At 43.3% G+C, this 13,481-nt stretch carries 12 protein-coding genes; 3 read left to right on the top strand and 9 right to left on the bottom strand.

All coding sequences use genetic code 11. The annotated features are described in order from the left end of the window. Positions 1-53 precede the first annotated feature (53 nt). Positions 54-902: a helix-turn-helix transcriptional regulator gene (locus MKY52_RS25120; protein WP_341054243.1), complete on the bottom strand. Its 849-nt coding sequence runs from the start codon at positions 900-902 to the stop codon at positions 54-56. Between the two features lie 124 nt (positions 903-1,026). Between MKY52_RS25120 and fabF the strand changes: the two genes are divergently transcribed. Next, positions 1,027-2,265 carry a beta-ketoacyl-ACP synthase II gene (fabF, locus tag MKY52_RS25115; protein WP_149644240.1) on the top strand — a complete coding sequence of 413 codons (1,239 nt, stop codon included), beginning with the start codon at positions 1,027-1,029 and terminating at the stop codon, positions 2,263-2,265. An 88-nt stretch (positions 2,266-2,353) separates the two neighbouring features. Here fabF and MKY52_RS25110 read toward each other — a convergent pair whose 3' ends face one another. The 3 genes from MKY52_RS25110 to MKY52_RS25100 all read right to left on the bottom strand — a co-directional run bounded on the left by MKY52_RS25110 (position 2,354) and on the right by MKY52_RS25100 (position 6,547). After that, positions 2,354-3,820: a glycoside hydrolase family 43 protein gene (locus tag MKY52_RS25110; protein WP_341054240.1), complete on the bottom strand. Its 1,467-nt coding sequence runs from the start codon at positions 3,818-3,820 to the stop codon at positions 2,354-2,356. 189 nt (positions 3,821-4,009) lie between these two features. Further along, the gene (locus tag MKY52_RS25105) at positions 4,010-5,077 is read right to left on the bottom strand and encodes an ABC transporter ATP-binding protein (RefSeq protein WP_076282847.1); all 1,068 of its coding nucleotides are present in this window, start codon (positions 5,075-5,077) and stop codon (positions 4,010-4,012) included. A 507-nt stretch (positions 5,078-5,584) separates the two neighbouring features. After that, on the bottom strand, positions 5,585-6,547 hold the full coding sequence (locus MKY52_RS25100; RefSeq protein WP_341054238.1) for a phosphotransferase family protein: 963 nt from the start codon (positions 6,545-6,547) through the stop codon (positions 5,585-5,587). Between the two features lie 129 nt (positions 6,548-6,676). Between MKY52_RS25100 and fabV the strand changes: the two genes are divergently transcribed. Further along, entirely contained in the window at positions 6,677-7,867 is a 1,191-nt protein-coding gene (fabV, locus tag MKY52_RS25095; protein ID WP_341054236.1) for an enoyl-ACP reductase FabV, read from the top strand. Positions 7,868-7,887: 20 nt separating this feature from the next. On the opposite strand, the gene MKY52_RS25090 is transcribed toward fabV, so the two are convergent. From MKY52_RS25090 to MKY52_RS25070, 5 genes are all read right to left on the bottom strand, one after another. After that, complete coding sequence (locus MKY52_RS25090; RefSeq protein WP_341054234.1) at positions 7,888-8,145, bottom strand: DUF2164 domain-containing protein; 258 nt, start codon at positions 8,143-8,145, stop codon at positions 7,888-7,890. Positions 8,146-8,242: 97 nt separating this feature from the next. Further along, entirely contained in the window at positions 8,243-9,211 is a 969-nt protein-coding gene (locus tag MKY52_RS25085; RefSeq protein ID WP_042187542.1) for a sugar phosphate isomerase/epimerase family protein, read from the bottom strand. Positions 9,212-9,237: 26 nt separating this feature from the next. After that, positions 9,238-10,314, bottom strand: coding sequence for a Gfo/Idh/MocA family protein (locus MKY52_RS25080; protein ID WP_076282850.1), 1,077 nt, complete (start codon positions 10,312-10,314; stop codon positions 9,238-9,240). Between the two features lie 22 nt (positions 10,315-10,336). Next, on the bottom strand, positions 10,337-11,434 hold the full coding sequence (locus MKY52_RS25075; RefSeq protein WP_042187538.1) for a Gfo/Idh/MocA family protein: 1,098 nt from the start codon (positions 11,432-11,434) through the stop codon (positions 10,337-10,339). Then, positions 11,427-12,200: a sugar phosphate isomerase/epimerase family protein gene (locus tag MKY52_RS25070; RefSeq protein ID WP_076282852.1), complete on the bottom strand. Its 774-nt coding sequence runs from the start codon at positions 12,198-12,200 to the stop codon at positions 11,427-11,429. Before MKY52_RS25070 ends, MKY52_RS25075 begins: the two co-directional genes overlap by 8 nt. A 320-nt stretch (positions 12,201-12,520) precedes the next feature. Here MKY52_RS25070 and MKY52_RS25065 point away from each other — a divergent pair, with 320 nt between their 5' ends. Then, complete coding sequence (locus MKY52_RS25065) at positions 12,521-13,339, top strand: AraC family transcriptional regulator (protein ID WP_042187534.1); 819 nt, start codon at positions 12,521-12,523, stop codon at positions 13,337-13,339. Positions 13,340-13,481 lie beyond the last annotated feature (142 nt).

Genomic DNA, 13,481 nt, shown 5'->3' with positions numbered 1-13,481 from the left:
TCTATGAATAAGAGTATTAGCCTTTACAAAAACCTTGCAGGTGGGAACTTGTGTCATTCTTTATGCTGCTCCATAAGCTGCTTCAGTTTGATTTCAGTATTTGAATCCGCGGCAGGCGTATAAATACTACAACGTAAATCTGTGCTGCCCTGAACCTGTAGTGAGGTTAAATGAAATAACATTTTCCCTGCTTTGGCATGTCTGAATTCCAATAGCACATCTGGAGCAGAGCTTACACGACTATGTTCCCACATTTCATTAAACGCTGGATGCAGTCCCTTTAATTCCTCAATAAATTCATCGTACCAACGATCCTCTACATATTGTCCGTAATACGCTCTGAAGATGGATAGATAACCACTTACGAATTGTTCCCAATTTACAGCTAAACGTCTGAACTCCTTACGAACAAATAACAAACGAATCATGTTTCTCTCCTCGATGGGCAACTTAGAGAAATCTAGAAACACATATGCTGCAGCCTCATTCCAACCAACAATCCCGCAACGTCGGTCTGAAATAATCGTAGGGCAAGTCTTAAGCTCCTGTAAGATTTTCTGTAGAGAAGGACTTATTACTGAGGATTCCTCTTGCTGAAATAGAACGTTCCCAGTTCCAGTCTCTAGTGCTAGTGCAAAAAGATACTTCCGCTCATCATTAGTTAGCTTTAGGGCAGTCGCAATACAGTCCAGAACAGACGAAGATACTTTAATATCCCTGCCCTGTTCTAGCCACGTATACCAGGTACTGCTTACTCCCGCTAGCTGTGCAACTTCTTCCCTGCGAAGTCCAGGCGTTCTCCTGCGTGTGCCTTCTGGCAGTTCAACAGAGCTGGGTGAGATCGCAGCACGGCGTGCTTTTAAGAAATCTGATAATGCCTGCAATCTCGTCTGATTAGCCATACGCTTACTCTCCTCTCTGTTACATTCTTTAGTATAGTACAAATTATACTAGGATAAACGATAACTTGTAATAGGATAAAATAAGTGGAAAAATACCTGTATACACTTCTTGAGGAGGTTCATTATGGAACGCGTAGTTATTACAGGTATGGGCTTAATCTCGCCCCTTGGAAATACAATAGAACAATTCTGGGATCGTCTAGTTTCTGGTGAGTCGGGTATTTCCCCAATCACTTCATTTGATACCTCTAACTTTAAGACAAAGATCGCGGGAATCGTGCATGATTTCGATGCGGAGGCCAGATTTGGCCGTAAAGAAGCACGCAGAATGGATAGATTTAGTCAGTTCGCCCTGGCAGCCGCTGAAGATGCCTGGACACATTCCGGTCTACAGCTTGATAAGATTGACAAGGAACGTCTCGGAGTTTATGTAGGATCAGGCGTTGGTGGAATTCAAACCTTGATGGAACAAGGGAATGTGTTAAAGGGCCGCGGACCAGATCGGGTCAGCCCCACTTTAATTCCCATGATGATCTCTAATATGGCTGCGGCGATGATCAGCATTAAATTAGGAGCCTTAGGTCCTACAATGTCTCCAGTAACTGCCTGCTCTATTGGAAATACGGCAATCGGTGAAGCCTTCCGGTTGATCCGTTATGGAGGTGCCGACATCGTAATTGCTGGTGGATCAGAAGCAGCCATTACTGAAATCTCTTTAGCCAGTTTCGGCAATGCCACCTCCTTATCCACTCGAAATGAGGACCCGATTAAGGCGAGTCGCCCTTTTGACGGGGAACGTGACGGATTTGTTATCGGTGAAGGTGGCGGAATAGTTATTCTGGAGTCACTTTCTCATGCACAGCGTAGAAACGCCAAGATTCACGGAGAGGTTATCGGTTATGGTGCCAGCTCTGATGCCTATCATATGGTCGCCACCCATCCAGAAGGAATTGGTGCTTATCAAGCGATGAAGCTGGCCCTGAATGAAGCTAATCTCCAGCCCGAAGAGGTGGATGTAATTAGTGCTCATGCCACGAGTACAGTAGTAGGTGACCGCTCTGAGACCCTTGCGATAAAGAAGTTATTCGGTGATCAAGCCTACCAGATTCCCGTAACCGCTAATAAGTCCATGACTGGACACGCCTTAGGGGCGGCCGGTGGCCTAGAAGCCATTGCCCTAATTAAGAGCATTCAAGAAGGAATCATCCCACCTACCATTAATCAGGAGGTCAAAGATTCCATCTGTGATTTAGATTATGTCCCGAACATTGCGCGAAAATCTGATCTTACTATAGGCATGTCTAACTCCTTTGGTTTCGGTGGGCATAATGCTGTCATTGTGATTCGAAAGTTTGAAGATTGACCACTCATCCATAAAACGGGGTTCCAGCTTAGTCATTCTCAGGACTAAGTGGAACCCCGTTTCTACTGCCAATTTCAAAAAAAATCTATTATTCCATCGTTGATACGTGGCTCCCCCAGATAGAGATACCTTCCTTGGAAACCACAGTAAACGTCATAACGTTACTAGCTGTTGCTTCATTCCACTCTTTCAGGAACACCCCATTATAAGTAGAACCGTCAATGGTAAGCTCAGCAGTATGATCATCAATAAGCTTCCATTTCCCTTTTACTGCTCCTTTAATCTTACCGCTTTTAGTTAATTCAATCAGCTCCGACTGCACGATATCAGCAGTAATGTCTTTGTTATGGTTTACATATTTATATTCGCCTGAAATTTGCTCTTTTGTGTATTTCTCTATGCTCTCTCCGCCATAGCGGTGCGGGGCTACAACCGGCCAGCCCTCACTGTTCATAAACATCTGATGAACTCTTACCTCATGCTTTTCTCCACGATTCGGGAACCGTGTATGGAAGATCAGATAATACTTGCCATTCTCTTCATCATAAAACGCTGAGTTATGACCTGGTGATACATATCCTTCTCCACTCACTGGCAGCTCGTCATCCGTATTCAAGAATTCGAAATTCCCCATTAGCTTCACTCCATAAGGAGCATATGCTGGATCATCGAACAATACGGATGGCGATCCTTGTGCATTAATCATATCCTGACCCTCAGAATCTTCGAAAGGTCCATCAGGCGCCTTTGAACGAGCTACACGGATGTTATATCCACCGTCTGCAGCCAGACCACCGTAGGATAGGAACAGATAGTAGTAATCCGTTTCCGGACTGTACAGCATATATGGAGCTTCTATCCGAGCATGGTTCGCACCCAGAAGCTTTTTGCCATAACCTTGATCTGGCAGCGGGAAGCCTGTATTAGCATCTAGTTCCATAATAAAAATACCACCGGAGTAAGAGCCATAGACCATCCACAGCTTCCCTTGTTTATCAAAGAACACATCCGGATCTACTACATTCGGCTTTTGAGTGGCATCATATATTTCTCCATCATCACCCTTGCCCATCATACCTGACTTCAGAATGATTCCTTTATTCTTATAAGGTCCCTCAATATTGTCCGACACAGCTATGCCGAGTGCAGACAACGGGGAATCCCCTTTACAAGCATTGTAATACATATAGTATTTGCCATCCGCCAATTGGATAACATCGGGTGCCCATAAGGTATCCGTCTGTGCCCATTTTAATGCTTCAGCAAACTCCTCTTTGACATTAGGAATGAGTACGTTTCCTTCTACCACCCCAGAGGACAGCTGAGTCCAAGACATCAGATCATTTGATTTAGCAGATGCTAAATGAGAGCCGAACACATAGTATTTGTTATCTGCCATAATGATCGACGGATCATGTACAGATACATTTTTTAAGACAGGCTGCGCAGAGTCAGCTACGTTATTTGTGTTGCTGGAACTAGCTGAATTATCATTGCACGCGGTTACTGCTAATAATGAAACGCTGATCATTGTAGTCATAATTGCTTTTCTCATCGTTATACCCCCTATGTATGCCTTTTCATTTTGAAACGAAAACGAACAATAGTCAATCCTTTTATTTAATTAAGTTCGTATTAATTCATATTTATTTAAATAATAGTGAACATTCATACACATAAAAAAAACGCCAAGCCATCGAAATGGCCTGACGTTTCCTTTTATATTTTTCGTAAAATAATCTGTTTAATTAGCGCCTTCTTGTACCAAAACTGGCTCTGGATAAGCATTCTTAAGCACACGTTGTCTGTTTTTAACAACTGCCGGCGGTTCCACCTGAGGAGCCATCGGATGCATTAGCCAAGACTTCACCATATGGGTATCCGAAACCTTATACATTGGAGGCTCTTTCTCCATATCGATTTGCATAGCGTAAGTGCTACGTAGTGCGAAAGCATCGCCCTTAGGCGGTTTGATCAAATCTGGAGGAGTACCAGGAATTGCTGTTAGCAAAGATCCTTTGCTCTCTAGACTTGGCATGGAAGCTAGCAAGCCCCAAGTGTATGGGTGTCTTGGATCGTAGAAGATCTCTTCCGCTGTTCCCATTTCAACAATTTGTCCGGCATACATTACAGCTACACGATCTGCCATTCTTGCTACAACCCCGAGATCATGGGTGATAAAAATAATAGCCGTATCAATCTTCTTTTGCAATTCCTTCATCAAATCAAGGATTTGTGCTTGGATGGTTACGTCGAGCGCAGTAGTCGGCTCATCCGCAATCAGAAGCTTAGGGTTCGCAGCAAGTGCCATTGCAATAACAACACGTTGACGCATACCACCACTGAATTCATGTGGATATTGATTGAAGCGACGTTCTGGAGAAGGAATACCTACAAGATTGAGAAGCTCAATCCCACGTTTATTCGCATCAGCCTTGGAGATGTTCTCATGTTTAAGCAGCACTTCAGTAATTTGTCTGCCGACCTTCATCATTGGGTTCAGAGAGGTCATCGGATCTTGGAAGATCATACCGATCTCTTTACCGCGGATCTTCTGCATCTGCTTCTCTGTCTTGCCAATCAAATCTTGTCCATCGAACAGAATCTGTCCGCGTTTATATTCTCCTGGTGGTGTAGGAACTAGCTTCATAACCGCTTGTGAGGTTACACTTTTACCGGAACCTGACTCCCCAACAATCGCTAGAGTTTCACCTTTATCTACATGGAAGCTAACACCACGGATCGCTTGTACCTCTCCGCCGTGTGTTTTGAATGATATCGCTAAGTCTTTTACCTCTAAAAGGCGCTCCATCTTGTCACCCTCTCATTTCCTCGTCAATTATGATAATGATTCTCAGCATGTTGTAAGCAATAAGTATTATTTTATCTAGTTTTAAGGGTTCTAGTCAAGATTTTTCTGAAAAAAATACGGCTAACCTCACACTTTAGTACTAGATCTAATTATTGCGTGCTCAATAGTTGCGATAGCTCCTCTTTAAAATACGCAAATAGAGAATAAGGAAGAACTACTAGGTACTGCTAAATACAATAAATGGTATGGAAGGAATACTGCCATGATTCTAAAGCCCACTATCAAAATATACACGAATAATACAACCAAAGCAAAAGTTACATGGGCATGTACATCAGTAAGCAATGCTATTTGTGCATAAATGAGCGTGAAACAAACGTAGTATCGACAGCGGCTACAGCAAACTTACGGTATCAATATGTACACTCAGCCGTTCAAATATAAGAATTCTCCCCTACTGTTGCTCAGTCTCCCTATCTTTCATGTTGTAGTTGTGTCAAAAATGTGTTAATTCATAAACCGCTTCCAGCCCTCAAGCAGATTATCATGCGCCCACTCAAGGTGACCTTGGCTATCGTACTTACGCGAATAACACTCGATGAAGTAAATTAAGTCGATATATAAGTCGTAGAGTTTTTTACGGGCATGTTCGTTTGGGCTGTCGAAGCTATTCCCGTAACCTCTGCAGAAATGCTCTGAATTCTCAATATAGCGAAAATAATATTCCATAAGTGGATCGCCCCAAAGTGCCCGTTCCCAATCAATCAATGCAACAATGCGGCCCTCTCGCACAAACACATTGCCATCCCATAAATCCCAATGTATTAGACGAGGCTCAACGACTGCGTTCATAACATGTAAGTGACTTTTGATCTCTGCCTCAACAGTTTCTAACGGAATGGGCATTTCTACCTTTAAACGACGTGCATCTTCAAGCAGATTCATTATCAAATGCTTAAAAGTTTCCCGCCATGAAGTTCCTTTTACTGGTGTGGACGCACTAAATAATCCGAAACGCTCACCAGGAATTTCATTAATTAAACGGGAGTAACGACCTAACTCTTCCTCGATACTTATTCTCTGCTGCGAGTTTAGCGCTTCCTTAATTTCATTATAGGGCTGGCCAATTATTTTCTCCATGAAAAAAAACTCACTTGAAATCATTTCTTTACTGTTATCATAAGCGTATACCTCAGGCACAGGTACTGTCCCTTTTGACTTCATCAGACGCATCGCCGCAACCTCTACAGACATAATATCATGCTCGTAACTAAGGGTATCTGCTTCAGCTGACGGTGCTATCTTAAGAATCATGTCTCTTCCATCTGATAATAAAAGGTCATATGCTGCGTTAAAATAGCCACCTGTCAGTTCAGTACTTCGCTGAATGCTCACATGGCTTCCAAAAGTAGCACCTACCAAATCATTCTGTTGCTCTGTCGTTAATTTTGTTTTAGTAAAGCTCTCCAAGATCTCACCACCATAATGAAATAAGTATCAAAGGATAAACAATCCTTCTCCATTTGATTGAAAATTGTTAAAATTAGAACAAACGAGTCTCATTAGCCTGCTTTTCATGAAAGAGAGGAAACGATTAACATGATTATTAAACCTAGAACACGCGGCTTTATCTGTACTACCGCACACCCGCAAGGTTGCGCTCGTCAAGTAGAGCGGCAAATCGAATATATCCAGACACAACCCGAGATCAAAGGACCACGCAAGGTGCTTGTCATTGGCGCCTCTACAGGATATGGCCTCGCCTCACGGATTACAGCCGCCTTTGGGGCTGGAGCCAGCACAGTAGGCGTCTACCGCCAGAGCAGCAGCAATGGAGCCCGTACAGCCTCTGCTGGATGGTACAATTCAGCAGCCTTTGAGGAACTTGCAGAGAAAGCAGGTCTTCAATCCTACAGCGTAACCGGTGATGCCTTCTCCAAAGAAACTAAGGATAGAACCATACAGCTGATTCGCAGTGAATTGGGCCAAGTTGATCTAGTCATCTACAGCGTTGCTTCAGCCCGTCGAACAGATCCTGTGACGGGTGAAGTTTATAACTCCGTAATTAAACCTATAGGAGATACCTACACGAATAAAACCGTAAACTTTCATACGGGTGAAGTTAGTCAAATTTCTATTGAGCCTGCTACAGACAAAGAAATCGATGATACCATTCGAGTGATGGGTGGTGACGATTGGCAGCTTTGGATTGAAGCTCTTCATCAAGCCGGAGCTTTGGCCGATCATGCCACCACCATCGCATTCTCATATATCGGGCCGGAAATCACCCAGTCTGTATATCGGAAGGGAACGATTGGACGTGCAAAAGATCATCTAGAATTAACAGCACACACTCTTAACGATGAACTATCTAGTATAGACGGTCGAGCCTATGTAGCAGTTACGAAAGGGCTGGTCACACAATCCAGCTCAGCAATTCCTGTCGTCCCCCTGTACACTTCTGCGTTATACAAAGTCATGAAAGAGAAAGGACTTCATGAAGGTTGTATTGAGCAAACCTATCGGTTGTTTGCAGAACGTCTTTATGCGATCGAAGGGACTTCTGTGGACGAAGAAGGGCGTATCCGAATCGATGACTGGGAGATGTCCCCGGATGTACAGGATCAAGTGACTCAAATCTGGGATAAACTCACGACAGACAATATCTATGAATTGACAGATCTAGAAAGCTACAAACAGGAGTTTTTCCAGTTATTCGGATTTGAGACTGAGGGTGTAGATTATGAAGCTGAGACTGATCCAGACGTAACGATTACCAATCAGCGGTAAACAATACATTATGTTGCGGACTATCTTCTATCAGATGTTAGTGGTTGCTCAAGTGCATACAATTCTTCTTCAATGGAAATCATCTTTTGCTCAATCACTTTACGGGCATCTGCCAGTGCCTGATTATAAATATAAGGTGAGAGTTCTTTGAGCATAAAATCAAGAAGATTCTCACTTGCTAATTGGCCAATTTCGCTAGACAGCTCCGTTTCAAAATAATCCTGAATGCTGGATGTAATTTGTAGTTTGTGTTCTCTCTGTATTTTTATCGGCTGCATGATCGTCCTCCAATTTGTATGGTTTAAAATTCAGATTATTAATACAGGAAAAATGACGTGCTTGCGCACGTCATTTCTTATATCTATACCCTTTAATCTAAACCCACCACATTTCTGCTAGTGGCTCCTCAATCAATACTTGTTGAAGATTACTTACAGCTTTAGAGAAGCCTTCTTCAACAGACATCAATCCATCTTCATGCTCAATACTGACCACATAATCATATCCTACCAAACGAAGAGCGCTCATAATATCAGCCCAAGTCTTAAGATCATGTCCAAAGCCAACCGAACGGAACTGCCATGCACGGTCAAGCATTTTGGTATAAGATTGCATATCAGTTAAGCCATGCATATTGACATTGACTGGATCAATAACTGTATCTTTAGCGTGGAAGTGATGGATTGCGCCTTGGCGGCCTAAAATATGAATTGCCTGCACTGGATCAATTCCTTGCCACCACATATGGCTCGGATCAAGGTTAGCTCCGATTACTTCACCCGCAGCTTCTCTCAACCGCAGTAGAGTAGCAGGTGTGTGAACGGAGAATCCGCCGTGCAGCTCAAGACCAACCTTCACATCATGCTCTGCGGCAAAGGCTCCCCATTCAGTCCAGTAAGGAATCACTTTATTTTCCCATTGCCAATCCAGAATTTCTTGATAATCATTTGGCCATGGAGCTACCGGCCAGTTCGGATACTTGGCACCCTCATGATCACCTGGACAGCCAGAGAACGTATTAACGACTGGAACTCCTAGCTTCTGCGCCAATTTGACCGAGTTCACAAAGTCCTCATGATCCTTCTGGGCAAGCTCTTTTTGTGGGTGTAGGGGATTTCCGTGACAGCTCAATGCACTGATCGTCAATCCACGGGATTCCACAGCATGTTTGAATTCTTTCAATGCTGTCTCATTCTCGAGAAGCATCTTAGGATCACAATGGCTGTTACCAGGATTCCCTCCTGTACCAATCTCTACCGCCTTTAGTCCTTTGGACGCTACATAATCAAGAGCATCCTCCAGCTTGCGACCCCCAAACAAGACCATAAATACTCCAAGTTTCATTGTAAGTCACCTCTTTTGCAAATAGTTTACTTACCTTCACCATACATATCGAAGTCTTTTACTACTTGATTCTTCTCAGCAGATTCAAAAATAGCTTCAATCAAATTCTGAACACGCATTACTTCGGCATTCTTAACGATTGGCTCAGCTGTTCCCTCAATAACGGCTGCGAAATTGTCATAGAAGCTAGAGCCTAGCTCCGCAGGTTGAGGTAAAGCTTCTGTAATCGTAGCCCCTTCTGAAGGAGGCGCCATAGTTTTAGTTAATCCAACACCAGCACGTATAGGCTTAGGCTCGATCTTTTCACCTTCATTGTTTCTGGTTACTAAACGTCCAGTTAAAGACCAATCTTCGATAATACCCGTTCCTTCAATACCCTTCACATACCATCTAGGCAGCGTAATAAAGTTAGTTGTCCCAACCTCAACGATAGCTTTAATTCCATTCTCAAATTGCAGGATGGCTTCAAAGCCATCATCTACATCATTGCCTAGAATAAAGCTCAGACTGCTGCTCACACTGATGACTTTGCTATCGATCATAAATAAGAGCTGATCTAATAAATGAACGCCCCAATCTAGCAGCATTCCTCCACCTTGTGCCTTGACATGGCGCCAGTCTCCTGGAATACCATTCGCTCCATGTACGCGAGATTCAAGCTGGAACAAAGAACCGATGGTCTCTTGATCATACATTTTTTTGATGGTTAAGAAATCCTCATCCCAACGTCTGTTCTGATGTACCATGAACACACGTCCTGCTGCATCCGCAGCAGCGAGCATATCTTGAAGCTCTTCCTTGGACATAGCGACTGGCTTCTCACAAATAACATGTTTGCCAGCTTGTAGCGCACGTATAGCGATTTCTTTGTGTACATCGTTTGGTGTCGCAATAAGAACAATCTCAACTGCAGGATCTGCTAATACTTCTTCATAACTTTCATATACCTTGTAACCAGCATTGATGGAGTCCGCACGACGTGCTTCAAGCAAGTCGTATGTCCCTACCACTTCTAGGGAGTTAGTCTCCTTAATTAATTTCGCGTGATAACTTCCCATTCCACCAAAGCCAACGATGACTACGGAATGTATCTTTGAGCTCATGACTTCCACTCCTACTTCCCTATTAATTATCTGATGTGCCGTCAAAATACACAGCGCGACCTGTACGTGAAGATTCATAAATAGCTTCCAAGATTTGAGTAACAACGAGGGCCTGCTCAGGTTTAACTACAGGTTCCTTGTCTTCTCTAACCGCCTCAAGCCACAAGCGAGCTTCACGATCAGATTCATTTTCCTGTCCTCCATCAAAGAACGCTACTCCACCAGCAGACAAGTCTACTTTGGTCTCATACAGACGTCCACCACGGTCACCGTTTAGGCGCAGACCATCCTTCATATCTGCACCACCTTCTGTACCTGCAAGAAGCGTCTGAGCTTCTCGATACTCAGATACATTTAGTGCCCAGCTGGATTCAAGTACAATTGTAGCACCATTTTCCATGGTAATAAATCCAAAAGCTGAATCTTCTACCTTAAATTGCTCAGGATCCCAAGGACCAAAGGCATTTCCAGCGTTCTTTCGGTTACTCAGTTTATGGAAAGACGAGCCCATAACACTGCGTGGTTTATAATTATCCATCATCCATAAAGTAAGATCAAGTGCATGCGTACCGATATCGATCAGCGGGCCGCCGCCTTGCTTTTCTTCATCCAGGAACACGCCCCAAGTAGGAACCGCACGACGACGAAGAGCAATTGCTTTTGCATAATAGATATCACCTAGTTCGCCGTTTTCGCAGAGTGCTTTAAGGTATTCACTATCCGAACGATAACGGTTCTGGTAAGCGACAGACAACTTCATCCCCGTACGCTTCGCAGCATCCAACATTTCTTGTGCTTGGGCAGTGGTTTTAGCCATTGGTTTCTCGCACATTACATGGTTACCTGCTTCCAATGCAGCAATAGTAATCACGGAGTGACTGTCATTTGGTGTACATACATGAACAATATCAAATCCGCCAGCTTTCAAAAGCTCAGTGTAATCTGTATAAACAGCAGCGCCTTCAGCGCCATAAGTCTGAGCGGCTTTCTGTGCACGCTCTTCTATGATATCGCAGAAAGCTACCATTTCAGCATCCTTCTGACGTGACAAACTTGGCATATGTTTCCCATTTGCGATACCACCGCAACCTACAATAGCAATTCTCAACTTATTAGACATTAACTTTTCCTCCTTGATTTGCGTATGCTTTTACCCATTTCAAACTATCTTCTACACTTTCTAATGGTGAACGACTGCAGAAATCCTGCTCTACTACCGCCCACTCCACATTTGCCTGTACAGCTGCATTTAAAATTGCAGTAAGGTTCACTTCACCTTCACCTAGTACAACAGTTTCCGGAGAGCCGTCTTCTTTTTTCTTCAAATCCTTCAGATGGATGATCGGCAATCGACCTGCGTATTTATTGATATATTCAACTGGATCATAGCCTGCATGATGTACCCAGCAAGTATCCATTTCCACTTGCAACAGGTCAGCCGGCACCTCTTCAAACAATCCATCAAAAGCAGTACGGTCACTATCACCATATTTATCTGTTAACTCGAAATCATGATTGTGATACAGAAGAACTGCTCCACCCGCTTTGCACTTTTCTCCAATAACCTTCAGATTCGCGGCAACCTCTTCATAGTTACGTTGTTCTTCTGACAAATAAGGAACAATCAAATTTGGATTTCCAATCTCAAGATTGTAAGAGATCTCAGCTTCTGTATCATTCAACAATGCGTCATATGGACGATGTGCGCCGAGCGCAACCAGTCCAAGCTCATTTAGCAATTGTTTGACTTCTGCTGCGGTGCGGCCGAAATAGTGGAAAAACTCTACGCCTTTATATCCAAGGGCTGCTACCTTACGCAGTGTTCCTTCAAAATCCTGTTCCAATTCTTCTCTAAGCGTGTACAATTGCAGACCTATCTTCAGCATGTTCTAATCACTCCAATGGGTTTAGGGTTAGCTTACTAATTCATTTAAACTTCTTTCTGCTGCTCGTCCCCAAAGAGATCGACAGCAGCAATCACTTGAACAATAATGCTGTTGCAGAATTGACTAATCTGATTCCCATTAGTTTCCTTCAACTGCCATTCTTGTTTGCATAGCTAATATCGACTCCGTATAGCGTGGATGGTCGATTTCTTTCTTTATTGCTTAGGTACATAGTAATATGAAAGCGTATATAATAAAATGAATAATATGATTAAAACATGAACAATCTGATTATCATTTCTAGACATCAAGGAGGACACATGAATCAATCAACTACCTGTCACGTTTTATCTGCTGGATTTTCCTTTCACCGCAAACCTTTTCATATGTCACATAGCCATGGAAATCAGAACTATTTAATTCGTCTGCAAACAGAGGGCCGAAGCCGAGCAATGATCGACGGTGTGATGACTCCAGTGGAGAGCGGCGATATCATGCTGTTTGCTCCTAATGATCCTTACTATTTAATCATTGATAAGGAAGAGTATCCTGTAGGTAAGCCGCGGATTGAAAGCGGAGATTATCATATTTTTTGTGAAGGAACTTGGATTGTTGAATGGTGGGAACGTGCTCAGAGACCCTCACTCTTAAGTGTGCCACTGAGTGAGAATTTCCTCGGCTTATTTCGTCAGCTAATTCTTGAGCACAGACGTCTTTCCGATTTCTCACCAGCGATATCTGCCTGTTATCTGCAAATCCTGTGTATGGAAATCGACAGACTCATTACAGATCAGCCAGCGATTACGCCTAAAGGCTATCTAGCTTACCGAATGAAGCAATATGTTGAGGAGCATGCAACCTTACCTTTTCTGTTGGAGGATGTTGCCGCGCATGTAGATATTTCCGTCTCCCGTGCCGTTCATTTATTTAAGGAGGCCTTCGGGACCAGTATTATCAAATATGTAAATGATGTCCGGCTAGAGATGGCAAGAGAACGAATAACCTTCAGCCCGATGCCGCTGGAGCAAGTAGCTGAAACCTGCGGTTTCGCGAACTATACTTATTTTCACCGTGTATTCCGAAGTCGTTTCGGCATGTCCCCTAGACAGTACCGTGTACACAGCAGAACTCAAGTATGATATAGAGGTGAATTGCATCAACAAGCAAAAACGCCTACAGCGTCCCTAAAGGACGGTAAGCGTTTTTGCGAGAAATATATGGATAATGTATTGTGTGAAACGTAAACTTTCTTATATTTTGAAAATAGGGCTTTCCCTGTAG

The organism is Paenibacillus sp. FSL P4-0184 (assembly GCF_038004625.1).
Taxonomy (GTDB): Bacteria; Bacillota; Bacilli; order Paenibacillales; family Paenibacillaceae; genus Paenibacillus_AQ.
Note: the sequence above shows the minus strand (reverse complement) of the source record. Positions and strands in the feature narration are given on the sequence as shown.

Bases quoted from the DNA above. Each gene is read 5' to 3' on its own strand.
- MKY52_RS25120 (WP_341054243.1), bottom strand. From the start codon at position 902: ATGGCTAATCAGACGAGATTGCAGGCATTATCAGATTTCTTAAAAGCA.
- fabF (WP_149644240.1), top strand. From the start codon at position 1,027: ATGGAACGCGTAGTTATTACAGGTATGGGCTTAATCTCGCCCCTTGGA.
- MKY52_RS25110 (WP_341054240.1), bottom strand. From the start codon at position 3,820: ATGAGAAAAGCAATTATGACTACAATGATCAGCGTTTCATTATTAGCA.
- MKY52_RS25105 (WP_076282847.1), bottom strand. From the start codon at position 5,077: ATGGAGCGCCTTTTAGAGGTAAAAGACTTAGCGATATCATTCAAAACA.
- fabV (WP_341054236.1), top strand. From the start codon at position 6,677: ATGATTATTAAACCTAGAACACGCGGCTTTATCTGTACTACCGCACAC.
- MKY52_RS25090 (WP_341054234.1), bottom strand. From the start codon at position 8,145: ATGCAGCCGATAAAAATACAGAGAGAACACAAACTACAAATTACATCC.
- MKY52_RS25085 (WP_042187542.1), bottom strand. From the start codon at position 9,211: ATGAAACTTGGAGTATTTATGGTCTTGTTTGGGGGTCGCAAGCTGGAG.
- MKY52_RS25080 (WP_076282850.1), bottom strand. From the start codon at position 10,314: ATGAGCTCAAAGATACATTCCGTAGTCATCGTTGGCTTTGGTGGAATG.
- MKY52_RS25075 (WP_042187538.1), bottom strand. From the start codon at position 11,434: ATGTCTAATAAGTTGAGAATTGCTATTGTAGGTTGCGGTGGTATCGCA.
- MKY52_RS25070 (WP_076282852.1), bottom strand. From the start codon at position 12,200: ATGCTGAAGATAGGTCTGCAATTGTACACGCTTAGAGAAGAATTGGAA.
- MKY52_RS25065 (WP_042187534.1), top strand. From the start codon at position 12,521: ATGAATCAATCAACTACCTGTCACGTTTTATCTGCTGGATTTTCCTTT.